Source organism: Oceanospirillum sediminis, from assembly GCF_014164585.1.
Classification (GTDB): domain Bacteria; phylum Pseudomonadota; class Gammaproteobacteria; order Pseudomonadales; family Halomonadaceae; genus Oceanospirillum; species Oceanospirillum sediminis.
In genome coordinates this window covers 202446-225854 of the sequence record NZ_JACJFM010000004.1, presented here as the reverse complement: position 1 = coordinate 225854, position 23409 = coordinate 202446, and the positions used below count along the sequence as shown (strand labels likewise).

Below are 23409 nucleotides of genomic sequence, written 5' to 3'. Positions count from 1 at the left end.
ATTCTAGGGTTATATCCACGGCATTCTGAAATTTAACCGCTCAGTCCCTTGTCTGATACAAGTCTGAAGGTATTTCAGCAGTTATTCTCTGAGCAGGGCTGAATCTTGTGAGTATCTCGTCTCTGAATCACCTCCTGGAAAAAAAACGCTTTGATGAAGCCCTCAATGTGGCTGAGTCCTTGTTGTCTCTGGACAGTTCCCAAGGGTTGGTGTGGAAAGCAATGGGAACTATTTTTCAGAACCTTGGGCGTCCTACAGAGGCGCTGGGTGCGATGGAGTATGCTGCAGAGCTTCTACCTGATGATAAAAGTTCTCAGCTGAGCAGAATTCAGGCTTTGTTCCGTAATGATCAGTATGGTCGTGCCAGATTGTATTGTGAGCATATGACTCAGCGTTGGTCTGAGCTGCCCGAACCTTATGAGATTCTTGGTCTGATAGAAGAACTTAATCAGCAGCCGGATCGGGCCGAAAGCTATTTCAATAAAGCCCTGACGCTGGATGAAACGCGTTTGTCATCACGTGTTGGTGTCGCCAGACTGGCTGTGATCCAGGGGCATTTACCAGAAGCTGAACTTCATTACAGGAAAGCCTTTCGCTTATTGCTGAATTATAAACACTCTTCTCTGACAGATATTTATGTTGAATCTGCTGTTGATGAGCTGTTGATGCCCAGTACGGAGCAAGCAAGAATAGAGGGACAGGAAAGTGTGTTGTGGAAAGTGCTTGCACAACTGTCTGATCAGGGAATTCACGGTTTTGCGACTGGAAGTACTTTATCCGGATTACTCCGAAATGAGAAAGCTTTGCTTTCCGTACATCATCTTAGTATTGCGATGCCTTATCAGATGCTGGCGCGTGCGACAAACCTGCTGATGCAGGATGGCTGGTTGAAAGAACAGCTTCCTGTTACATTGATTAATCCGAGAATTCTGCGCAATCCTGCTAATGGCACTGTGTTATGGCTGTATGGGTTACGTATTAATCCGGAAGCCGGGCAGGTGCTGGGTGGGGTATGGATAAAAGGTTTACCGGATCACTGGCAGCAAATTACCCGCTTTCCTTTTCCGGTCTCCGTTCATCAGGAGGAGAGTGTAGCAGGAACTGTCTGGGTATTAGATGACCCTGAATCCTGGCTGAATGCTATTTTCGGAGACTGGAACAAGCCTGATGCTGGCTTTGATACGCTGGTGTGTGCTCGTAACCAGAAAGGGTTCGCACTGCTGACCCGTTGTCTGGCTTACCAGCGAGTGATTGCCTTCAGAAATGAGGGGAATCTGGAGCGGGCACTGGCAATTGCAATCAGAATGCGTCAGGCGATGCCCGATGATCAGTTAATCAGAGAAATGGTGCTGTTTCTTTACGAAGAGAGCGAGAGAGCGGCTATGCAAGGTCTGGTCAGCCCGTACTGATTTTCATCGTATCGTATCAACAGTATCAGGCCGACCCGGTAACGGAGCAGTATGCGAAGAAAAAACTGACCACATGCCAGCTCAGCCGGTACATTCGCTCACCATAGCCATCTGACTGAGCATATAACCCATAACCTGTTCCATACGCTGGTTGGCTTCATCAAACAGTTCAAGATCAACCAGCATGGCTGCTTCTGGCTGGGTATGAGGCCCATTGTCAATTTCATGAGAGCAGGCATCGATTAATTCCTGAGCGGCATCAGGTGTCGTTTCCAGATGAAACTGCAGCGCAACCACCCTGTCCTGATAGATGAAGCCCTGATTGGTGCAGGCCTCACTGCTTCCCAGGTGTACCGCTCCTTCTGGCAAAGAGAAGGTGTCCCCATGCCAGTGAAATGCCTGAAATTGCTGAGGTAAACCCAGTACCATAGCGTTGGGAGTCGCTGTGATGGGAAACCAGCCTATTTCTCTGTGCTCATGCTGCTGCACGTCAGCACCCAGAACATGGGCTACCAGCTGAGCCCCCAGGCAGATACCCAGTACCATTTTACCCTGATCAATGGCATTAGCTATAAACTGCTTCTCATCATTCAGCCAGGGGACTTTCTTATCATCATTAGCCCCCATCACGCCACCCAGAATCAACAGCAGGTCAAAGCTATCTTCATCAGGAAGGGTATCGCCTTTGTAAAAACGAGTGTAAGTAACGGGATAGTCATGTTTCTCTGCCCACAAGGCGATACTGCCAGGGCCCTCATAGGAAACATGCTGCAAAACATGTATTCGCATTATGCTTGGTGCCTCAGTCACTGCTTTTTATTTATTTTCTGGTGAAATAATGGCGTCAGGCTCCGGATGACAATTTTGTTATCCGGGAGGCTTATCTGAGCAGAAAAGCCCGCTGACTCTGCAAACAGGGAGCGACGGGAGAATACCTGATGATGATTCAGGTATTTCTGACGAAAAATTTTCGCCAGGAAAATAAGAGTGTGGGGAAATCTTAATAAAGTCAGGAAGTTATGCTTCCCTGGAGGTTCACTGGATTTTGTCATAGCGCCAGATAAAAAAGTACTCATAGAATATGCAGGATAACAGGAATTACCCGAGATGTAATGATGTAATATTACTCTCAGAACACACTTCACCATAAAAAGTTCACTCCGGATCTGTATTATCGAAACAGTGGCAGAGTGGGCGTCTGTAATAACAGGCATAACTCATGAGGGGGCCTCTAATGAGGCGCTCTCATGGCTGCATCCAGACTATCGATAAGCTCTGTCCAGTCAGAGTCTTCATCCAGTCCCTGAGCCAGGAAAGCAGTCTGAGAGTCATTGAAACAACTGGCTTCATAGATAGGCTGGCCTTCTGGCAAGGTATTCTGCAGAATAAACCGGGCTATGAATTTATCATCATTGGGCAAGCCCAGTTGAGCAAATAAAGTACTCATCGTGTGTTTTGATAAGTCCATGATCAGCCTCCTTTTGACTGCTCCATTACTGAAAACGACAATAAGACGCGGCTCAATGAATACTGACAATCCATTCTGAGTATAGAAAGAGATCTCACATTTGCTTATATGGATTTTTTTCCATTAAGGTTATTTCTGGAAAATAGCCTGTCAGGTGACTTCTTATGTATGGCGGGCTTTTGGGGGGATAAGTCGTTTGGTGTGATAGTAAGATGACTGTAGAAAAAGCAGAATATGATCTGAGTGATACAGAACTGACAACTCTGAGCGGGAATATTCCGGCGCAAAAGGGCAGCTATGTTATAGCGTTTTATCTGCCTGAAGAGCAGATTATAAGGGTGGGAAGGTTGGGTGAATACCTCTTTCAGCCCGGATTCTTTTTGTATACTGGCAGTGCTAAAGGTAGTGGTGGTTTAAAGTCCAGACTGAAGCACCATATGAGCTGCCAGAACAAATGTCACTGGCATCTGGACTATCTGCGGCCAGAAATGCAGTTAGTCGGCATCTGGTATACGACAAATACCGGTGTTTTTGAACATGCATGGGCAGATATTCTGAGTCAGTGGAAAGGTGTACAGGCCCCGGTAACAGGACTTGGCGCTTCTGACTGTAAATGCCATACACACTTTTTTCACTTCAGGCGTTTGCCTGCCATAAGAACGTTCAGACAAAAAAACAGGCAGCTCATTGTGGAGCCACCTGATATAAAAGAGGTCAGGCGTACGCAGCAGCCTTTTCCTGTTCTGCCAGCAAAACTTCGGTCAGGGCTCCAGAGATAACCTGGGCCGCATCTTTCCAGTTACTGTCCAGCATGAAACCATGCCCTGAATCTATCCAGTGTGGCTGACAGCCATAGGTCGCAGCAGTCATTGTCACGATAACCCGTGGTACCAGACGATCATGCAAAGCTCCCGTGACGGCTATTGGTGTTCGGGATACTTCAAAGGGGTTCGGCAGATTATGCCAGCTCATATCCCACAGCAGGCGCTGAGATTCAGGTACGAGGCGTTCCAGCCAGCGTTCCAGTTTGTCCTGATCAACGGGACCGGCAAACAGATAGCGACGTAGCTGCTCTGTCGTGGCCAGCTCTGGCATCAGGTAGGTTTGGGTCATTTCCATGGTGGTTAACGGATCCTGCCAGAAGCTTTGCCATGAGAGCGGCATCATGCCCTGGGGGGGGATGCTGCTGGCCAGTACTGCTCCTCGGGCTTCATGGCGGCTCAGGAAACGCTGAACCACCATGCCTCCCATGGAGTGCCCGACCAGCAAAGGGGGTTGTTTATGAGTGCTTTCGATCGTCTGTATTGCGTCTTTCAGATCCTGCACATAATCATTCAGAGTATACTGTCCCAACGGGTCAGGCGCGGAGGAGCGACCATGCCCCCTTAAACTAACGGCATAGGCGTGATACCCCCGTTGTGCAAACCAATCCAGAAAATGTTCTTCCCAGACCCAGGCTCCACAAAAAATACCGTGGACAAACAGTACAGGAACCGCATCTTCCTGTCTGGCTAGTCGATAAACCAGTTCTAACTTTGAAATACTCAAACTGCACACTCCTGTTGCGACCGGTTTTAAACCATATATCTGATCTGACCGGTTCTGTATAACATGGCGGTCAGTGTAGATAGATTTTTTTTCGTTTTTGCGACAGCGAAATAATTTACTCCTGTATTAGATTATTACTGCCAGATGTAACTCGCCATAGATAAAAAGCCGTAGTCATAACTATCATGCAGGACCTGTCCTTCAGACCCCTGTCCGGCACCCGCTGCAACCAGCAGAGGCAGAAAGTGTTCCGGAGTCGGATGGTGCCACTGGCCATAAGGGGCGTTCTTGTAATCCAGCAGAGCGGCTTTGTCTTCTTGTATGACAGCCTGATGTAACCAGTGAATAAATTCAGTGGCTGATGGATCGGGTTGCTGATGACGGGAGTGGGCCAGACGCAGGGATGACAAATTATGAGTTGCAGAGCCACTGCCAATAATCAGACAATTTTTACACCTGAATGGCCTTAAAGCCAGACCCAGTTGCCAGTAAATCTGTTCAGGCATATTACGAGGTAATGATATCTGTATCACAGGAATATCCGCATCGGGCCAGATCATAGCCAACGGTGACCATACACCATGATCAAGCCCTCGGCTCGGATGCAGGCGGGCATCTATATTTTCTGTGATCAGATGTTGCTGAATACTGCGTGCCAGATCCGGTGCTCCGGGAGCAGGATAATGTATCCGGTATAACTCATCAGGAAAACCGTAGAAATCATGTATAGTTGCCGGATGCTCCGCTGCTGTGATGGCGACTACCGGTGATGGCGTCTCCCAATGAGCAGAAATAACCAGAATCGCATCAGGCTGGCAGGTATACCCGGTGAGTCTGTGGTTCAGGTTTCTCAGAAACACACTGGCTTCTGTCTGAGCCAGTATCAGATCCGGTGATCCGTGAGAGATAAAAAGGCTGGGTTGTCGATAGTTGCCCGGTTGCGACGATTCTGAGCTGAGTGGGGAATGGGGCATAGTAAGAAATCCTTATTTATTTTCCTGTCAGTTTATGAACTTACGCTACCCTGAAAAACAGCCTGTTACGGAAAGCAGTGTTAACTATAAGTAAACAATGATATCGCATCTTGTTTCTGGTGATTGCTGGTGCACTTTTGCGGCATAGGATAAGATCTCTCCGCTACCGGAAATCAGGTAATAAACAGGAAAAAAAATGTCCGAAACTACCTCTGCTGTTGATCTGTATTTTACTGAACAGGGCGAAGGCTCTGCGCTGATTATTATTCACGGCTTGTTTGGTTCAGCTGATAACTGGCGGACTCTGGCAAAAAAGTTTGCTGAACAATACAAAGTTTACTGTGTGGATCTGCGTAATCATGGCCGGTCACCTCATACTGAAGGTATGAGCTATCAGGCGATGGCGGCGGATCTGCTGAAATTTATGCAGGATCAACAGATTAATCAGGCTCGTATTATCGGGCATTCCATGGGGGGGAAAGTGGCGATGCAGCTGGCATTGTCCCACCCGGAAAAAGTGGATCGACTGGTAGTGGCTGATATTGCACCGGTTCAGTATGACCATGGCCATGATGACGTGATTGCCGCCTTTTATGCGGTACGCCAGGCCGGTGGTGCGACTTCCCGTAAAGAAGCGGATCAGCTGATGAGCGAGCATGTCAGTGAGTTGGGTGTGCGTCAGTTTCTGATGACGAACCTTGAGAAGAAGCCATCAGGTAAACTGGAGTGGCGTGTGGGCCTGGATTATATCCGTGATGACTATGATGCCGTGACTCAGTCTCCTCAGGGAGATGGTTTTGCCGGTCGGAGCCTGTTTATTCGTGGTGAACGTTCGGAGTACGTACGTGATGATTATCTGTCCCGGATTAACGCTTTATTCAGTGGCCATCAACTGGTAACCATCAAAGATGCGGGTCACTGGCTGCATGCTGAAAAACCACTGGAATTTCATCAGAAGGTCAGTGAGTTTCTGATTCAGTAACCCGGAATATTGTCAGACAGGATGGTCTGTTTTGAATGATCATCCTGTCTGAAACAGCTTTTAATCGCTGTTGCTTCAGTCTGTTTTTATCAATTTCCGTCTGCTTTATACTCAGGTGATAGGGCATCCAGAGGGTGTAAGATCAGATGTTTTCCCTGTTTTTTCAACTGAGCGATCAGTACCTTATAGATATCCCGGTCAAAAGCTGGCAGCCTGGTTTGCGCCGTTTTGTCCTGATAGCGCTCGTTTGCCTGCTGCAGGCCGTCAAAACAACCGAGATAACGCCAGTTGTCAAATAACAGGAAGTCGCTTTGTCTGCTTTGCCTTTTCTGATTGGTATAAGGCGTCTGAGCATCCTCCTGAATAACCAGGGCACCGGGAAATGGCCAGGCATCCAGTTTTAACCGGTTCAGCGCATTGCTCTGCCGTTCTGTGTAGCTGCCCCGATCTTCCCGACCAGCACATACGCCGTCACAACGTCCAATCTGGCTGCCAAAGCAGGCGCCACGTCCTTTTTCGATACCCAGCATTTTCAGGCATAGACGGAACTCTTCCGCCAGGTTTCTCAGGGTGTTATCGGCATCTTTCTTATTGCGGAACAGACCATAAAACTGATCACACTGGTGAAAGTTAAGACTGGAAGCGTCCAGAATCCTGGGCGCTTTCTTCAGTGTGCCATCCCACTGCAGACTCATCAGTTGCTGTTTTTTTCTTAACTGCCGGTTAAATACCGGGCTCAGTTGTTTCACCTGCTCTGCTTCCAGTAACAGGGCTCCCAGTTCACCGGCGGTTTGCTGAAAATCAATCCGGCGAATCTGTTGTAGCATCTGCATCTCTTTATCAGAATGGCGATCATCGTAGAAATGAGAGCGAACCCGACTTCTCAAGGTAACACTTTTACCGACATATAATGGCAACTCATTCTCGCCATAGAAGCGATAGATGCCTGGGGTATCAGGCAAAGCCTCAATCGCACCGGGATCAATATGACTGGGCAAGGCCTGCTGGCGCATCACTTGCTCTATAGCCTGATCCAGAGCATCACTGCCTGTTCTTTCCGGCAAGCCCTGAAACCATTGTGCCAGTGCCTGAGCATCCGACATGGCCCGGTGACGGTTTTCTGCCGGGATATTCGCTGCTATCAGAAGTGCATCCAGATTGTGTTTCTTCTGCGCTGGAAACAGACGACGGGATAGTTTAACTGTACATAGCACCTGACAATGCAGCTGCTCCTGAAGACGGTTGAACTCATTGCGCAGAAAACCGTAATCAAAACGAGCATTGTGAGCCACCAGAATAAAACCTTTTAGTCTGTCTCTTATTTCATCGGCCAGTTCTGCGAACCGGGGGGCCGGATCAGTCATACCCTGGTGGATACCGGTCAGCTGCTGTATCTGATCAGGAATCGCCATGTCCGGATTGACTAACTGACTCCAGCGATCCAGCTCTTTTCCATTCTGATAGCGAATAATAGCAACCTCGGTTACTCGGTCCCGTGTGGTGCGAAGACCTGTGGTCTCAAGATCGATAAATGCCAGTGACTGCAGGTGCATTGGCGTTTTTTTACGTAAGGTTTGTTGGTTATCAGGCATGATTAAACGAGCTGTCTGGTAATAGGTACTGTTATTTTATACATGATTTATGATTTGCCAAATTTATCCTCTGCTGAGGGCGCGATATCAACCATCGAATCTGGTGGATACAGAGCGTCTGAAAACTAAGACATGTCTTTATATATGGACAGTCAGCTGTCTGTTTTCTCAGATGATTGAATATTTATTCTTGTATTTTTCTTTTAAAACATATGGTTACTGATTTGGCATAGGATTTGGAATAAAAAATCAGACTAATTGGTTTGATCAATGAGCCGTGGTTTCGGCCAACCGGATAAAAACAACAAATGAGGTTGCTATGCAAAGGACATTACTGCTTACCGCTGCCAGTTCTCTGATTCTGGCAGGGTGTATGGGTTCTTCTTCCGATAATACAAAAGACAGTGCAGCCAGTTATCGGGCTGTTCCTGCATGGAGTGACGGCAACGTTTCCGTGCTGAATACTGATGGCACAGCTGATGATTTGCTGACAGGGGCATCTCTGGATGTTACGACGGGTGCGGTGTCTCCGGTTGCTGTCAGCACTGCATCAGATCATGCAGAGATTCGCCGCTATCAGCTGGGGAATAATTACCGCAGCATGATGGATCCGGTGACGCCCGGAGGCTGGGGTGTTCATTGGGGGCCTTTAGTCACTGAAGGTATTCAGTCTCACTCTGTAGAGAATTTTACTGGAGTAGTGACAGGTGTTGAGTATGCTACTGCAGTGGACAGCGGTGATGGCAGAACGAATGTCAGACTGGTGGTCCAGATTCCTTCGTCTTTTAATGTGGAAGCGCCGTGTCTGATCGCAGGCCCCTCATCCGGTTCTCGTGGTGTCTATGGTGCGGCGGGTACGGCCGGAGATGCTGCGCTGAAAAGAGGTTGTGCTGTTGCTTATACCGATAAGGGGACCGGGGATGGTGTACATCTGATTGGTTCAGATGAAGTGCTGACTCTGGATGGAAAAATGACAGACGCCGCTGCTGCGGGTATCCAGTCGGCTTTCACCGCAGATTATGCTGAGGGATTCAGAGAAACCACTGATGCCAGAACTGCGACGACAAAGCATGCTCACTCCCAGCAGAATCCAGGGAAAGACTGGGGACTGAATACACTGCAGTCCATTGAGTTTGCTTTTTATGCACTGAACCAGGCTTATCCTGAAACGGCAATGCATCCGGATAATACCACCGTCATTGCAGCTAGCTGGTCTAATGGAGGGCGTTCTGTACTGATGGCTGCTGAGCAGGATAGTAAGGGTTTAATTGATGGTGTCGTAGCGGTAGAACCCAGTACCGCGATGGCTGAAAGTCAGTTTACGATTATTCAAGGGAGTAACAGCTGGGGGCCGGATTCTGTTGGCTGGAGTTTGTACGATATGCATGCTTTCGGAGCCATGTATCAGACCTGTGCAAATAATCTGACCGCTAATGCCGCAGCCGATCTGACCAATGCTGCTAAGTCACCTGAGCGATGTAACCGATTAAAACAGCTGGGTCTGCTGTCCTCTGATTCAGATGATCTGCAGGTGCTGGCTCAGGAAGCTCAGGATCTGATGAATACGACCGCAGGACTCCTGCCGGAGCAGAACCTGGCCACTCCGGCTTTCAGCAGCGTATTCTCAGAAATTACTAATACTTATGCTAACTCATATGGCCGCTATCGTATTTCTGATGAACTGTGTGGCATCAGTTTTGCGTCTTATAACGGTAATACCAAACAGTTCGAAACATTATCTGCAGAAGATAAAGCGTTGCGCTTTCTGGGACAGAATATGATTGCCGGTGGCAGTCGTTGGATTCAGCCTGTGAATATGAAGGCAGCTGACCCTTATGCAGCAACGGCTTTTAACTCTACGGCTGATCATAATCTGGATGCTGATCTGTGCTTTTTTGCTATGTCTCAGTATGGACATGATAAATTAAGCGAGTTGGGTATTCTGGATACTTATAAACAGAATGGTGATTTTGAACGGGTACAGGGAGGTATTCAGGAAGCCATGATGTCAGGCGATTTACAGGGTAAACCCACTGTGATTCTGCATGGCCGGTCAGACCAGGTGGTTGCACCTAATCATGGTGGCCGGGCTTACTATGCCCGTAATCGTCAGTTAGCGAAACAGGATAATGTGGTGTACTGGGAAGTTGAGAATGGCCATCATCTGGAGATGTTTGGTTATCTTCTGGCTCCCAACCTGGGGTTTTATGCTGATCCATCAGATATGAAGCATCGTTATGGTTACATCCACCCGTACTTTGAACAGGCGCTTGATCAGATGTTTGCTCATCTGAAAGAAGGTACGGCTTTGTTTCCGAGCCAGGTGATCAGAACCACACCTATGCTGGAAAGTGGACTGGAAAGTATTACAGACAGTATGTTTGGTGAAGTCCACCAGCAACCGGGTGCAGATCAGATCCTGTGGTCAGAAAATACGCTGACCATTCCTGATTGAGCCGCTGAAAAAGTTTCTTAGTCAGAGACTGCGATATTCATTCCTTCATGCTTTTCGATTTTTACTGCTCTTGCTTGTAGTGTTACCTGTAAGAGATTATCGCCCGGTCATTTACAGGATGTAATGACCGGTTTTTTTTGCCCTGAGAATGATAGATTTTTATCTGCTGAAGAACTTTATTTATAGCTTCGGTATCTGATAATGAACAGATACCGGGTATGTTGCTCTGTTCTATCTATCGCTTTTTCAGAACCCGAATCGGTTGGTGTCCCGCACTGGGATATCATATAACAGATGTTCTGGAGTCTGGTATTAGATATAGCATATGAAATGGTGATAAATAATTGCCGTGTTACCTGATACCCGATACCTGATCTTAACTCAACATGAATAACCTGATGCAGGATAACAGATATGTGTGATATCTATGCCAGTACAGATCCGGCTCTTTACCAGACACTGACCCGCTCTGTTCGTATAGATTCCGTTGTCACCAGTATACGTCTGGAGCAACGGTTCTGGGATATTCTGGATGAAATTGCTGCTGGTGAAGACTGCAGTACACCTCAGTTTATCAATAAGCTGTACCGTGAAGTGCTTGAGCGTCGGGGAGAAACAGGCAATTTTACCTCTTTGCTCAGGGTGGTGTGCACAGTTTATCTGGATAATAAAGAAACCGCCTGATGCTCACAGCATTGCAGGCGGTTTTATCGACTGCCCGACAGGCATAAGCCTGTTCCATTGGGACTGGACAGTGATGACTGATTATTAATATTTAAAGCGCTTAACGCTTTCGGTCAGATACATGGAAACAGATCTGAGCTGTTCACTGCTATCTGCTGTCTCGCTGGCACCTTGTAGTGCCCGGTCAGCGACGCTGCTGATTTGCTGCACATTACGCAATAGTTCTTCTGCCGTTGCCGATTGTTGCTCTGTTGCAGAAGCAATTTGCAGGTTCATACCGGATATTTGTTTCATTTCATCAGAAATTTGTTCTAATACCTCTCTGGCTTTTTCTACATCATTGACACTGGCTTCCGAACGTTGCTGGCTGAGGTTCATCTGATGCACTGCAGTTTCTGTCTGTTGTTGCAGATTCGCAATGGTGTTTTCAATTTCCTGTGTTGATGAATGGGTTCGGTTTGCCAGTGTGCGTACTTCATCTGCTACTACAGCAAAGCCCCGGCCATGCTCTCCGGCTCTGGCTGCTTCAATTGCGGCGTTCAGTGCCAGAAGATTGGTCTGATCTGCAATTTCCCGGATTACATTAATGACATCGCCAATCTCCTGGCTACCTTGCTCCAGGGCGCTGATGGCTTTAGCCGCCGTCTTCAGATCATCTGCTTGCTGGCGAATGCTGTGAACCACTGAATCAATAATCTTCTGGCCATTGCTGACCTGTTGATCGCCGATTCTGGTTGAGTCCGAGGCATGCTGGGCATTGTTGGCCACTTCAGAGACTGTAGCACTCATCTGATTCATGGCTGATGCGACCATTTCCACTTCATGGCTTTGTTGCTGAGCATCGTCTCGTGAACCCTGACTATGGCCTTCCAGTTGAACAGATATGGCTGAAATTTGCTCACTGCGCTGAGCGATATCTGATACCAGACTACGGATACGTTCAGCGAAGGTATTAAAGGACTGGCTCAGCGTCGCCACTTCGTCTGATCCTTTCACATCAAGACGCCGGGTCAGGTCGCCATCCCCATGAGCAATATCATTCAGGGCTTTGGCCAGATGGGATAAAGGGCTGGAGATGTTTCTGGCGACAACGATAATCATCATAATCAGTGCTGCCAGAGAAACCAGGCAGATAATAAGAATATGTCTGACCAGTAAGTCGGCTTCTTCCGTGACTTTACTCATGGGTACGGCAACAGCCAGGTTCCAGTGATATCCGGTATCACTCAGTGCAATGCTGTCATTCAGAATCAGTGTCTTACCTTCGAATAACGGGGTTTCAGTGACTGTTTCAAAAGCGTTGCCAGAGCGTATGGATTGCAGTAATGCTGGCAGGGCCTCTCCGGATATATCACCTTCTGTCTGTTCTGCATTCTTACCCAGGCGTTTCTCATCCGGATGGGCAACAATGACAGCGTTGTTGGTAAACAGTGCCGCGACGCCTGAGTCATAAGGATGAATTTTGGATACCTGCTTCTGAATCTCTTCCACCAGCAGGTCAACTCCGACAACACCTTTAAAACGACCATTTTCCAGTACGGGGACAACGATAGACGTAATCAGCCTGGGGCGACCGTCAATTTCATAAAAATAAGGATCAAGGATGGTTGCTTTCAGGCTTTCTTTTGATAGCTGGTAGTAATCTCCTGCACCGGGGGATTCATAATCTACCAGGGCCTCGGACTGAATATTGCCCTGACCATCACGGTACCAGTATGGAATGTAGCGGCCAGAGGCGTCGTGGGTGGCTGTATTACGATAATTATCATCCAGGCCGTCAAAGGCATCCGGTTCCCACAGAGTCCAGCTGCCAATCAGTGCTGGTCTGTCCTGCAGGTATTGTTTCAACAACGCATCAAAATGCTGACGACGTTGTTTTGCGGGTACCAGTGTACGGCTTCTGGCTACACTGGCTAGTCCTTTTAACTGTTGAAGTTCATAGTTCAGCTGACTCAGTACATGATTGCCTTCCTCCGTGGCTAACAGATGAGCGGCGTCAATTGCCTGGCGGCTGCTGGTATCTTTAACTTCCGTATTCAATAGTAAAGTGATTACCAGCAAAGCGATCATTATCAATGGCACCAGAGTGACCATGAGTTTACGAGTCATTGACAGAGAATTCAGCATCCTCTTTTCTCCTCGAATCAGGAGCCAGGCAAAGCTTTCTTATCGTTATACATATCTGAATAAAAGTATTTCGATATTTTCCAGACAAAGTCTGAAAAATATGGCAGCTATCTAATTGAATGGGGGGACTTTTATTCAGCGGTTTAGCAATGCCTTCAGCCCTTTAAGTTATTATTTTCTCTCCTGTATTTGATGATATGTCTAAATTAGAAGCTAATAACCTGGTAGGCGTGACCGAATGTTCACATAAAGTTACAGTTTAAATGAATGAATTGCTTGGAAATGATATAGAGCCTTTAAAAACAGTAGGTTAGCTCTTGTAATATTTATCAGATTAAAGAGGGTTGTTCGACTAAAGGATATAGCCGGGTTATCTGAATAAGATCTGGGTTAATAACAGATATTCCGGCGTAACCCGGAATATCTGTTGCTATGGTGATTGAAGTGCACCAAAAAGAAGCGTGTTGCCTTATCCCAGGGAGGGTAAGCCTGTCAGACTGGCTGATTTAAACGTACCTGCCTGCTGACCAGCAAAGCCCCCAGAGCCAGTAGCGCAAAAGAGACAAACATTGGGTACAGCGTCTGATTATAAAGCTGCCCGATCAATCCACCGAAAACAACGGAAACCAGAGTAGACAGAGCACCGATGACGGATGAAGCTACCCCTGCAATATGTCCCAGAGGTTCTATTGCCAGTGCGTTCATATTGCCGAACAACAGACCAATGCAGCCAAAAATCAATGCTGAAGCGAGCATGAAAACGATGAGAGGGAGCTCTCCACCGTTTATTAATAACAGGGCCACCACCATCGCAGACAATCCTGCCATAGCCTGCATTGCTCTGGTGGCTAATAATGACATGCCATATTTCATTACCAGGCGGCCATTAATCAGAGAGGCCATACCGACTGATAGAGCCAGGGCTGCAAAATAGAAAGGAAACATTGCTTCAATCTGAAATATATCCCGGAAAAGTAGCTGTGATGTACTCAGGTAGGAGACAAATGCACCAAAAATAAGACCTGAAGCCAGAGTGTAAGAACGAGCTACAGAGTGAGCCAGTGTTTCTTTTGTACCCCTGATAATGGTTCGTAAGTCAAATGGTAAGCGTTTTTCTGGGGCCAGTGTTTCCTGTTGCCGAATTGCAAACCAGGCGAAAGCTATCGTAGATAACAGCATGAAAGCATAGAAAATGTCATGCCAGCTGCTCAGATAAAGAATTGCAGCACCAATACTGGGTGCCAGAGCAGGCATAATGATAAATACAGCCATAACAAAAGACATGATTCTGGCCATGGCTCGACCTTCAAACTGATCACGTACTAAAGCAACAGCGACAACTTTCGGGCCTGATGTTCCCAGACCCTGAATAAAGCGGCCAATCAGCATGGTTTCATAGCTTTCTGCCAGAGCAGAGATAAGAGAGCCAATAAAAAAGGTTATTAACCCCAGGTAAATTGCGGGTTTGCGGCCATAACTGTCAGATAACGGACCATAAATAATCTGGCCTATGGCGAGGCCTGCAAACAGAACTCCAACCAACAATTGCAGATCATTACTGTTTTCTATCTGATAGCTTTCGCCAATAGCAGTCATGGCGGGTAATACGGCATCAATGGCCAGGGCTATTAAAGACATTAACAGCGCCAGTAAAGCAACAAACTCACCAAGAGGTAAGTTTTTTTTCTGATCTGAAGACATGTTAGCCTGCCAGGTTTTTGAAGAGGATGACAAAATCGGACAGTGGGACTGTCGGAGGAAACGGCATTGTACGCTGCTTGAAGAGATTTTTCCCTGAATAAATTATTCAGTTTGCTTCGCTATACAGAATTTCAGAGCAGTCTGAGAGACAGGGTGTATTAAAAACGTACTTGATAATCATTATCATTTGTTTTAGATTGTGGCTATCGGAAGTTCAGAATGGAGTAATAATCATGATCGCAAAAATGTTCTCTGGTGTCGCTGGTGGTCTTTCTCTGGCAATTGCAGCCAGTTGCTGGCTTTCATTGTATCTGCCTGCAGGCGATCACGAACGCTGGTTTGTTGCCGGTTTGATTATTTTTCCTTTGGCGCTGGGCGGCTGCCTGGCTTTATGGCTTGAGAATGCAAGAGCCAGCTGGAGTAGCCTGGCGATCAATGCTGCGTTTGCCACTATTGCACTTAACTATCATCTGACGGCTTATACCGCGCTGAGTTGAGCTTCTGAATAACCATTTTCTATAGAAATGACTGTATTTTCCAGCTGCTGACTGGAGAGTGCTGAGGAGCTTCTGTTTTGCTACGCCATGCCGAATAGAGCATTTTTAACGAGATTAACTCTGAGAATTGACTGACACAAGTCATGCTTTGTCTGTTCTGGGCTGATATTTGGCCGAGTGATACATTTTTTTAGTTGTCTGAAGTTCATAGACAGGATAAAGGTAGTACAACCTTTTAAGCATCAGAACAAAAGTTTTTTGTATTCAGCAAAGATTGCCGAGCCTTTAAGCCTGCGGCATGGGAATATCGAAACACTGCGTTCAGGTATGTATATACCCTGCAATAACAATAAAAAGAGTATCAACAGGAAGGTATCTTGTTATGAGTAAAATCAGAAAGAGTGATTCTGTCAGTCATAAGTTCGTATACGGCGTTATTGCTATGATCCTGGTAATCGGTGTTATGATAGAGACTTTATAACACTTTGACTTGAATACTGAATGTTTGCCTTTGCTCCGGGCAGCATTTTACAGGTAACAGGCAGACGCAATCATGAATGATAAACGTCTTCAGAATCAGATTATCCTGATTCTGGTATCGTTGGTATTACTGGCTTCGATGGTGATGAGACTGCTGGACTGAATCAGCAGGTTTCACCTGAGAGTTTTTATTATGCGTATAACCCTTCTGGGTTATACGCCGCAGCCTCCGCCAGAACAACCTCCACCGCTCATGCAGGGTGGTACCCCTGGGTTTTTCAGCGCTGAGCTGCTGACAACGCCCGCTGTGGTTAGCACTTTTGATACCGGTGTTTGTGGATCAGTATTTGCCGGGTCCAGCTGACCGACTTCACAGAGTTCTCCCCAGGTGCTGATAGTTTGCGCCATAGGGTGACGAACTTCATATATTTTTCCATCCGCTTCACAGCGATAATCATAGGTTGGCATAAAAAAGACCTCTGATCTGTCCTGGGGAAAGGACACTCTCCCTCACTATGTTTACTTTCTGCAATAAAGCCTTTCAGAATGCAAGGTTATAATGGACAGTCAGAGGTTAATGCAAGTAAAACTGTCGTAAAATGGTCAGGCTGCTTTCCGGTATAGTATTGAAATGACCAGAAGCAGAAGCTTCTGGCTCATACGCTGTTTCTCTTAGTTTGATTTCGCAAAGCGTTTTTTCAGCAAGTGGTCAACGGACAATGCACCGGGTCCGAAAACTGCAGTCATAAGGAACATCAGCCCCCACAGCTGGTGGTCGTAAAAACCGCCATCCCAGATCGCCGGATAAGAAATCACTGCAATGATGTTAAATACAAAAAGTACAGAGGCTGTACCCCGACTCAGCAAACCCAGAATAAGCAGTGGTGGCAGAATAAGTTCAACAGCGGTTCCCAGGTAGGCTGCCATTTCCCATGGCAGAATTGGTACCTGATACTCTTCTTCAAACAGATACAGGGTGCTGTCCCAGCTCTGGATCTTTACCAGACCAGACTGTAAAAATGCTTTAGCAGCCCAGATGCGGACAAACAGTAAAAGCAGAGGTGTTATCAGGGCCTCAAGCCCACTATAAAAGCGGGTGTAAAGGGATGTCAGTTGGGAAATCATAATGCTGTTCCTTTATGTTTAAACAACAGGAATAGGGTCATAAGGAATCTGAGAGGTGTTATTTATTCAGTGGCAGGTCTGTATCTGATACCTGCTGAGGTTTAAGGATAAAGCCGCAGATTAATCCCTGGCTGATACTCTGTTGTAGCAGGGTGTCAGCATGTTCTGATGGACAATGACTGAACAGAGAGCCGCTCTGGCAGAAGTTCAGGAAATCAGATAATTCTGGTGTAATTGACTGAACTTCAGTTTCTGCTAATCCGGTTGTTACCACATATCCTTGTTGTGGTTGTTCCAGATTCAGTCCATCTAAAGGGGCTTCTTCGGTCTGGCAATCATCGTTATCTCTGGTATTAAGCCAGGGTTTCAGGCGCTGAAATAACTCAATGACAGCCCATTCAGATTGGAATAGAGTCAGATCCGGGTTCAGCGTAAAGTTCAGATAATCATAGTCTGCCTCATTCAGTTCAGCCAGAGCATCGTAGGGAAAGCTGTCAGCCTGAGGCATACGATTAATTCGCCAGCTGTAAAGCCATTCCAGGCGTGCCAGATCAATCAGGTATGGCATCTCACTGAGCTGTTCCAGTTCAGACATAAACCGGGGCAGCTGATCGCCAAAGTCTGCAATCGCAGCTTTTTCCAGAGGAGTCTGGCGAATAAAGGCTTTTGCCAGCTGAGCAAAAAAATCGTCACCAACCATTGCTCTGAGTACCGGAAAGGTATTTTCCAGTACTTCAGTCAGGCTCAGCACAAAGTTGTTGCGGTAAATTTGCAGCAATTGATCTGCTGCAAAATGACTTTCGCCAATTTGCTGATACAGAGCGGGCTTTTCTCCGGGCGAGGTCAAAGCCTCAGCAAACTGAAGCTGCAATGTCTTTAATGCTTCAGGCATACTGAACCTCCAGCTCTGTCTGAATATTCTCAGCTTTTTCAACTTCTTCTAATAGTACTGACATATCAGGAATATCTGTGTCCCATTCAATCAGAGCTGGTGCCTGACAGTTCAGTTGATGACGAACCTGCGCGAATAAAGCCCAGACCGGGTCACTGACTCTGTTGCCATGGGTATCAATCAACATGCGGCCTTCATCGTATTCATTGACAGAGAATCCTGCCAGATGCAGTTCTCCGACAGTATCCAGATTAATATTGTCCAGATATTGCTGACATTCAAAGCTGTGATTAACTGAATTGACATAGATATTGTTCAGATCCAGCAGTAACCCGCAGCCTGTACGTCGGGTAATCTCGTTCAGAAAATCCCATTCAGTTAATTCAGAGCCTTTGTAATGCAGATAGGCCGTCGGATTTTCAATCAGAATCTGGCGTCCCAGGGTCTGTTGTGCCTGGTTAACCTGATGACAAAAATGATCCAGACTCTCATATGTATAAGGGATAGGGAGTAAATCATTAAAATATCGGCCTGAAACTGAGCTCCAGCTCAGATGCTCGGATAATAAAGCCGGGTTAAATTCATCAATCAACTGCTTCAGAGCGTCCAGATGTGCAGGATTCAAAGGGTCACTGGAACCCAGTGACAGGCCTACACCATGAAAGCTGAGAGGATAGTGCTGCGCCACTTCACGCAGAATATGGCGTTGTACACACTGTTTATCCAGATAATTCTCACTGTGCACTTCCAGCCAGCACACTGCAGGGCGCTCGGTTAACAGATTATGGTAATGGGGTGCTCGCAGCCCTATACCAACAGAGCCAGATGCAATGGACAAACTGGCATTTGAATGTTGTTCTGAACTAGCCATAATCAGCTCCGAGAATTCCGGTGGCTCATTTATTATCATCATGAGTCAGCGGCCTGAATCATGCGTCAGAAAATCAGCCGTTAAGATCATTAATCTGAAGGTTTCAGGAGCCGTATAAGATACCGGCTCCCGGAAGATGGTGTAGTACAAGCACTTTCAGACAGAATCATCGTCTCTGAGTGTTATTTTACTCTCAGAGTTGTACTGATTCTTAATAGTGGGTACTTAAACCTTTAACGGTGAAAGCTTAGCCTTTAGGCGTCAGGCTACCACCAGACAGTTTGCCACACAGACCTTTTGGTACTGCAACGAATGCATCGCCCTGGTTGTCTGTTTTAGATGTCCCGGCGCATGAACTGTTATTGGTTGCACAGTCGTTGTGGCCTGCTTTAGCTACGCCGTAGCATTTCTCTTTACCGCCAGCCAGGGCAGGTGTTGCTGTTGCTGCACCCAGAGCGATAATACCCGTCATTACAGAAGCCATAGCCAGTTTAGATTTAGTCATAACGTTCACCTTTATATATTTTGTTCTGTCTTTTAATACCCGAATCGTTATTTCGGGAGTAGCCGGACTGACGGAAATAGTACACAGAGTGGGCAGCCCGGATATCTGCAGGATTAACAGGCTGCTTAGCCTTTAGGTGTCAGGCTGCCACCAGACAGTTTGCCGCACAGACCCTTAGGCACTGCGACGAAAGCATCACCCTGGTTATCCGTTTTAGAGGTACCTGCGCAGGAGCTGTTATTGGTTGCGCAATCGTTATGACCTGCTTTAGCTATGCTGTAACATTTCTCTTTACCCGCTGCCATAGCCGGAGTTGCTGTCGCTGCACCCAGAGCGATAATGCCAGTCATTACAGAAGCCATAGCCAGTTTCGATTTATTCATTGTTGTCACCTTCTTGCGTAAGAGCTTTTTTTCGGGTTTTAAAAGTTGTTTTAAGCGCGCTTAGTAACATTTACGCCAGTGATTTTGTGCTGGATGCAAAAAAATCAGTTATTTTTTAAAAATAATCGATAATTTTTAAAAGTCTTTATTTTTCAATCGTTTAGCATATGCTGAATTGTTTTAGCTTTCGATAAAGGGTTCTTTCACTGACATCCAGCAGGGCTGCCAGCTGCTTTTTATCACCATTGAGTTGCTGCCATGCCCATTGTAGATAGTGTTTTTCTACCTGATGAAAAGGTATTGGAGACAATACATTCATTTGTCGGAGCTGTTCAGTCTGTTGAACAGAGTCTGCCTGCCAGTGGCTGGCTTGTTGACACTGGGCTGGCAGATGTTCTGGTTCAATGATCATATCGTCCACCAGAAGACAGGCTCTTTCTAAAATATTGCGCAATTCCCGGACATTACCGGGAAAATGATATTTTTTCAGGCAGGAGATGGCATCAGGGCTCATTGTCAGGCTGCGTTCACCAGCAAACAGTGGTAGCAGGTTTTCAATGAGTAAGGGGATATCATCTATTCTGTCCCTGAGTGCAGGCAGATCAATCGGGAAAGCATTAATTCTGTAGTACAGATCCATGCGAAACTCGCCGTCAGTGACCTGCTGTGCCAGATTTCTGTGTGTGGCACATACCAGCCGGAAGTTCGCTTTCAGTGTTTCAACGCCGCCAACACGTCGATAAGTGCCAGTTTCCAGTAAGCGTAACAGTTTGACCTGTTGTGGTAGTGGAATATCACCGATTTCATCCAGAAATAAGGTGCCTCCGGCTGCTGATTCAACCAGACCTGTCTTGCGATTATTCGCTCCTGTGAACGCTCCTTTTTCATGCCCGAACAGCTCGCTTTCAAACAGGGTTTCTGTCAGTCCTGAACACTCTACTGGAACAAATGGACCCTGGCTGCGCTGGCTGCCTTTGTGTACTGCCTGAGCCATCAGCTCTTTACCCGTGCCGGACTCACCCAGTAATAATACTGTTGTTTCGCTGGGCGCGACGCGTTCAATCAATCCCAGCGTTTCAGTAAATCGGGCAGAACGTCCTACGAGAGCTACTCCTCCTGGCCTGGGGCTGGCCAGTTTGCTATAGCGCATGACTTCCAGAAAATATTGCGTGTTACCGGAAGACGAGGCAACCGGGTACAGCTCAACATCCACATGTTCTTCGCCATGACAGGTATGGTGCAGATGGAAGACCCGTTGCACTTTTCCTGTCTCTATACAGCGTTTCATAGGACAGGATTCACCCATCAGATCACAGGGTTTGTCGTAATGATGGGATACTTCATAGCAATGGCGTTGCGCCATACTGACGTCATCATAAGTCCTGCGATAGATGTCATTGGTTGCCAGAATCTTATAATCGGAAGAGAGCAGCACTGCCGGATCCGGATAAGTTTCCAGCATAGAGAGCATCTCTTGTGGGATGCTGGTGTCAATCATGTCTATTTTTTCAGCCATACAGCCTCCGGTAATCTATTTATCGGGTTTATCTTATGTAATGTGTTGCTAACTGTCATTTATGGCGAATATAAAATATTTTGACTGACATTTATGTCAATTGGCGGGGGGTGAGCTACCTGAGAGGTTTTTATTGTTATTAATCATAGAGTTATATGATCTTTGCTTGGTGGCATAAGCCTTGCTATTTTTATAATAGGATATCGGAAATCATCAGATAAAAAACGATATAAATCAGTCAGCTGTGTCCGTTTTTACTGTAATTACTTTGTTGTATCGGCAGAGAGGGAAAATGAAACGACCTGAAATTTTCCAGCATCCACTGATCAGAGAGATCAGTATTGTTTTTCTGATTACACTGGTTTTGCTGTACGGGCTGGTTAATTTTATCGTACCGGAAAATACCTCGGAGATTGATCGGAGTGCCGTAAATCGTGCTTTGATTCATCAGAACAAAGATAAGGCTCGTGTTTTATCTGCTCCTGGCTCTGGTAAGGCATCGCAAACTTCAGCTCATTCTTTCATTAAGCATTTTCATACCGAGCTTAGATCAGAGTAATTGTTACCTCATATTGGTGCTTCTGTTTCTGGGTGTCATTCCGTAGATGATACTGCATGGTATGTAGTAATGAGTGCCTATAGGGTCGGATTAAACATAACCCCCTGTTTTACTGTTTTTGCGCTATTACTGGCTCAGACGACGTTTCTGAGCAAGAAAGGGAAAAATACTGTGTGGTACTTTGTATTGGCACCTGGGGGTGCTGCTTGCTGTGTCATTCAGCATTATCAATGCAATATGGCTGAAAGTTTATTCGGGAATTTTATTCGGATAGTGCAAAGGATAGCTGAGTAAGACAGCGGCAATTCTGTATCACAGTCCCATATCAGGCAGGATTGATAAGCCTGTGCCCACTCTGGCTCAGGGCCCTATGAGCCGGGGTGAAACTTATCATCTGCAAATCTGATATTACCCTGCTTAGCCAGTGATGGTCCCCTAACCATCACTGGCTTTTTTTATCTGATTGACATCGCTTAAACTTACGACACCTGATGATTATGGTGTTTGATTTAAATAGGCCTGAGCTGCATTCATGCCATCATCTGTTCCTGCTTGTCTCTGCTCCAGAGTGGCATAATCTATTTCTGTATCAATCTACGCCGCCGGATATTGTAGCCTCCAGCTGAGCTGGCGGTGGCTCGGATGGGCTGGTTTTATTGTTATCACTGCCATTGCATCCTGATAACATAAGCGCTGTCAGCAAAAGTGAGCTGATGTATTTTTTTTGCATTACTTTTCCTTCAAAATTTCAGATAATTCGTATCTGCAAAATTAAGTGGCTGAATCTGGCGTTTATTGTGCCTGTCAGCAGGACGCGGCTTCTTTATGGTCTGAGTAAAGGCGCTGATGTCAAACGTTATGGTTTGTAATGACTTGCCGGGGTGAGAATGTCTGAAGCAATAACAAATGGAACCATTCTGGTTGCTGAGGATGATGAAAAACTGGGCGATCAGATCGAACGTTTTCTGAAAAAATATCACTATGATGTATTTCGGGCGCGGGACGGATTAGAAGCGATTGAACAAATCAGACGACAGCAGCCTGATATTGTTGTGCTGGATCTGATGATGCCCGGAGCGGATGGTTTTCAGGTCTGCAGAGAAGTCAGAGCTGATTTTACCGGTGAGATTCTGATGCTGACAGCCAGTCAGGATGATATGGATCATGTTGCCGGACTGGAAGGGGGGGCTGATGGTTACCTGATTAAACCTGTACACCCTCGTGTGTTGCTGGCCCATATTCGCTTACTGGAGAGAAAGCACAAACCAGCATCAGGTGAATGTGATACCGTCGATGAAGCCAGTGAAAAACTGATCCGTTTTGGCAAGCTGGACATTCACCCTGTGCAGCGTTCTGTTCATCTGGCTGGAGAAAACATTACTTTGACTCCTGCAGAATTTGATGTGCTCTCATTACTTGCACAGCGGGCTGAAGAAGTGGTGAGCCGGGACGAGATTCTGAAAACTCTGAGAGGGATCGAATATGATGGTTTTGATCGTTCTGTTGATGTAAAGGTTTCTGCCCTGCGCAAAAAGCTGGGCGATAATTTATCTCAGCCCCGTCGAATTATTACTGTTCGGGCAAAGGGGTATCTGTTTGTTCCTGATGCCTGGTCATAAAACAGACTTTCACCTGCTGGTG

24 protein-coding genes are annotated in these 23409 nt (G+C 46.6%); 9 read left to right on the top strand and 15 right to left on the bottom strand.

Annotated elements, in window-relative coordinates; genetic code table 11:
* Nucleotides 1–107: 107 nt before the first annotated feature.
* Nucleotides 108–1409 carry a tetratricopeptide repeat protein gene (locus H4O21_RS05245; protein WP_182807788.1) on the top strand — a complete coding sequence of 434 codons (1302 nt, stop codon included), beginning with the start codon at nt 108–110 and terminating at the stop codon, nt 1407–1409.
* Between the two features lie 81 nt (nt 1410–1490).
* Here H4O21_RS05245 and H4O21_RS05240 read toward each other — a convergent pair whose 3' ends face one another.
* The 3 genes from H4O21_RS05240 to H4O21_RS05230 form a co-directional block, all read right to left on the bottom strand.
* Nucleotides 1491–2198 (bottom strand): type 1 glutamine amidotransferase, encoded by a 708-nt coding sequence (locus tag H4O21_RS05240; RefSeq protein ID WP_182807787.1) that lies wholly within the window; start codon nt 2196–2198, stop codon nt 1491–1493.
* Nucleotides 2199–2215: 17 nt separating this feature from the next.
* Complete coding sequence (locus tag H4O21_RS05235; protein WP_182807786.1) at nt 2216–2485, bottom strand: hypothetical protein; 270 nt, start codon at nt 2483–2485, stop codon at nt 2216–2218.
* 155 nt (nt 2486–2640) lie between these two features.
* Nucleotides 2641–2877: a DUF2789 domain-containing protein gene (locus H4O21_RS05230; protein ID WP_182807785.1), complete on the bottom strand. Its 237-nt coding sequence runs from the start codon at nt 2875–2877 to the stop codon at nt 2641–2643.
* A 212-nt stretch (nt 2878–3089) separates the two neighbouring features.
* On the opposite strand from H4O21_RS05230, the gene H4O21_RS26265 reads away from it, so the two are divergent.
* On the top strand, nt 3090–3656 hold the full coding sequence (locus H4O21_RS26265) for a GIY-YIG nuclease family protein (protein WP_182807784.1): 567 nt from the start codon (nt 3090–3092) through the stop codon (nt 3654–3656).
* On the opposite strand, the gene H4O21_RS05220 is transcribed toward H4O21_RS26265, so the two are convergent.
* Nucleotides 3592–4425, bottom strand: a complete 834-nt coding sequence (locus H4O21_RS05220) for an alpha/beta hydrolase (protein WP_182807783.1) — start codon at nt 4423–4425, stop codon at nt 3592–3594. The genes H4O21_RS26265 and H4O21_RS05220 overlap by 65 nt on opposite strands.
* Before the next feature lie 134 nt (nt 4426–4559).
* Entirely contained in the window at nt 4560–5399 is an 840-nt protein-coding gene (locus tag H4O21_RS05215) for a DODA-type extradiol aromatic ring-opening family dioxygenase (protein ID WP_182807782.1), read from the bottom strand.
* 196 nt (nt 5400–5595) lie between these two features.
* On the opposite strand from H4O21_RS05215, the gene H4O21_RS05210 reads away from it, so the two are divergent.
* On the top strand, nt 5596–6381 hold the full coding sequence (locus tag H4O21_RS05210) for an alpha/beta fold hydrolase (RefSeq protein WP_182807781.1): 786 nt from the start codon (nt 5596–5598) through the stop codon (nt 6379–6381).
* 89 nt (nt 6382–6470) lie between these two features.
* Here H4O21_RS05210 and H4O21_RS05205 read toward each other — a convergent pair whose 3' ends face one another.
* Entirely contained in the window at nt 6471–7973 is a 1503-nt protein-coding gene (locus tag H4O21_RS05205) for a 3'-5' exonuclease family protein (protein ID WP_182807780.1), read from the bottom strand.
* A gap of 319 nt (nt 7974–8292) precedes the next feature.
* Here H4O21_RS05205 and H4O21_RS05200 point away from each other — a divergent pair, with 319 nt between their 5' ends.
* Nucleotides 8293–10428: a 3-hydroxybutyrate oligomer hydrolase family protein gene (locus H4O21_RS05200; protein WP_182807779.1), complete on the top strand. Its 2136-nt coding sequence runs from the start codon at nt 8293–8295 to the stop codon at nt 10426–10428.
* 414 nt (nt 10429–10842) lie between these two features.
* Nucleotides 10843–11112, top strand: coding sequence for a ribbon-helix-helix domain-containing protein (locus H4O21_RS05195; RefSeq protein WP_182807778.1), 270 nt, complete (start codon nt 10843–10845; stop codon nt 11110–11112).
* A gap of 84 nt (nt 11113–11196) precedes the next feature.
* Here the strand turns inward: H4O21_RS05195 and H4O21_RS05190 are convergent, their stop codons facing one another.
* Nucleotides 11197–13239, bottom strand: a complete 2043-nt coding sequence (locus H4O21_RS05190) for a methyl-accepting chemotaxis protein (RefSeq protein ID WP_182807777.1) — start codon at nt 13237–13239, stop codon at nt 11197–11199.
* A 492-nt stretch (nt 13240–13731) separates the two neighbouring features.
* On the bottom strand, nt 13732–14940 hold the full coding sequence (locus H4O21_RS05185) for a multidrug effflux MFS transporter (protein WP_182807776.1): 1209 nt from the start codon (nt 14938–14940) through the stop codon (nt 13732–13734).
* A 233-nt stretch (nt 14941–15173) separates the two neighbouring features.
* Between H4O21_RS05185 and H4O21_RS05180 the strand changes: the two genes are divergently transcribed.
* Nucleotides 15174–15437, top strand: a complete 264-nt coding sequence (locus tag H4O21_RS05180) for a hypothetical protein (RefSeq protein WP_182807775.1) — start codon at nt 15174–15176, stop codon at nt 15435–15437.
* Between the two features lie 693 nt (nt 15438–16130).
* Here H4O21_RS05180 and H4O21_RS05175 read toward each other — a convergent pair.
* The 7 genes from H4O21_RS05175 to H4O21_RS05145 all read right to left on the bottom strand — a co-directional run bounded on the left by H4O21_RS05175 (nt 16131) and on the right by H4O21_RS05145 (nt 21209).
* Nucleotides 16131–16385: an FmdB family zinc ribbon protein gene (locus H4O21_RS05175; RefSeq protein WP_182807774.1), complete on the bottom strand. Its 255-nt coding sequence runs from the start codon at nt 16383–16385 to the stop codon at nt 16131–16133.
* A 204-nt stretch (nt 16386–16589) separates the two neighbouring features.
* Entirely contained in the window at nt 16590–17042 is a 453-nt protein-coding gene (locus tag H4O21_RS05170) for a DoxX family protein (protein WP_182807773.1), read from the bottom strand.
* Between the two features lie 58 nt (nt 17043–17100).
* Nucleotides 17101–17934: an HvfC/BufC family peptide modification chaperone gene (locus tag H4O21_RS05165; protein WP_182807772.1), complete on the bottom strand. Its 834-nt coding sequence runs from the start codon at nt 17932–17934 to the stop codon at nt 17101–17103.
* Nucleotides 17927–18847 carry an MNIO family bufferin maturase gene (gene bufB / locus H4O21_RS05160; RefSeq protein ID WP_255487140.1) on the bottom strand — a complete coding sequence of 307 codons (921 nt, stop codon included), beginning with the start codon at nt 18845–18847 and terminating at the stop codon, nt 17927–17929. The genes H4O21_RS05165 and bufB overlap by 8 nt, the downstream gene beginning before the upstream one ends.
* A 205-nt stretch (nt 18848–19052) precedes the next feature.
* Nucleotides 19053–19310, bottom strand: a complete 258-nt coding sequence (locus tag H4O21_RS05155) for a BufA1 family periplasmic bufferin-type metallophore (RefSeq protein WP_182807771.1) — start codon at nt 19308–19310, stop codon at nt 19053–19055.
* 125 nt (nt 19311–19435) lie between these two features.
* Nucleotides 19436–19693, bottom strand: coding sequence for a BufA1 family periplasmic bufferin-type metallophore (locus H4O21_RS05150; RefSeq protein WP_182807770.1), 258 nt, complete (start codon nt 19691–19693; stop codon nt 19436–19438).
* A gap of 160 nt (nt 19694–19853) precedes the next feature.
* Nucleotides 19854–21209, bottom strand: coding sequence for a sigma-54 interaction domain-containing protein (locus H4O21_RS05145; RefSeq protein WP_255487139.1), 1356 nt, complete (start codon nt 21207–21209; stop codon nt 19854–19856).
* A 292-nt stretch (nt 21210–21501) separates the two neighbouring features.
* Here H4O21_RS05145 and H4O21_RS05140 point away from each other — a divergent pair, with 292 nt between their 5' ends.
* The 3 genes from H4O21_RS05140 (at nt 21502) to H4O21_RS05130 (ending at nt 23387) form a co-directional block, all read left to right on the top strand.
* Nucleotides 21502–21768 carry a hypothetical protein gene (locus H4O21_RS05140; RefSeq protein ID WP_182807769.1) on the top strand — a complete coding sequence of 89 codons (267 nt, stop codon included), beginning with the start codon at nt 21502–21504 and terminating at the stop codon, nt 21766–21768.
* 181 nt (nt 21769–21949) lie between these two features.
* Nucleotides 21950–22042 carry a cytochrome bd oxidase small subunit, CydX/CbdX family gene (locus H4O21_RS26260; RefSeq protein ID WP_370463910.1) on the top strand — a complete coding sequence of 31 codons (93 nt, stop codon included), beginning with the start codon at nt 21950–21952 and terminating at the stop codon, nt 22040–22042.
* A gap of 613 nt (nt 22043–22655) precedes the next feature.
* Complete coding sequence (locus H4O21_RS05130) at nt 22656–23387, top strand: response regulator (protein ID WP_182807768.1); 732 nt, start codon at nt 22656–22658, stop codon at nt 23385–23387.
* Nucleotides 23388–23409: the final 22 nt, after the last annotated feature.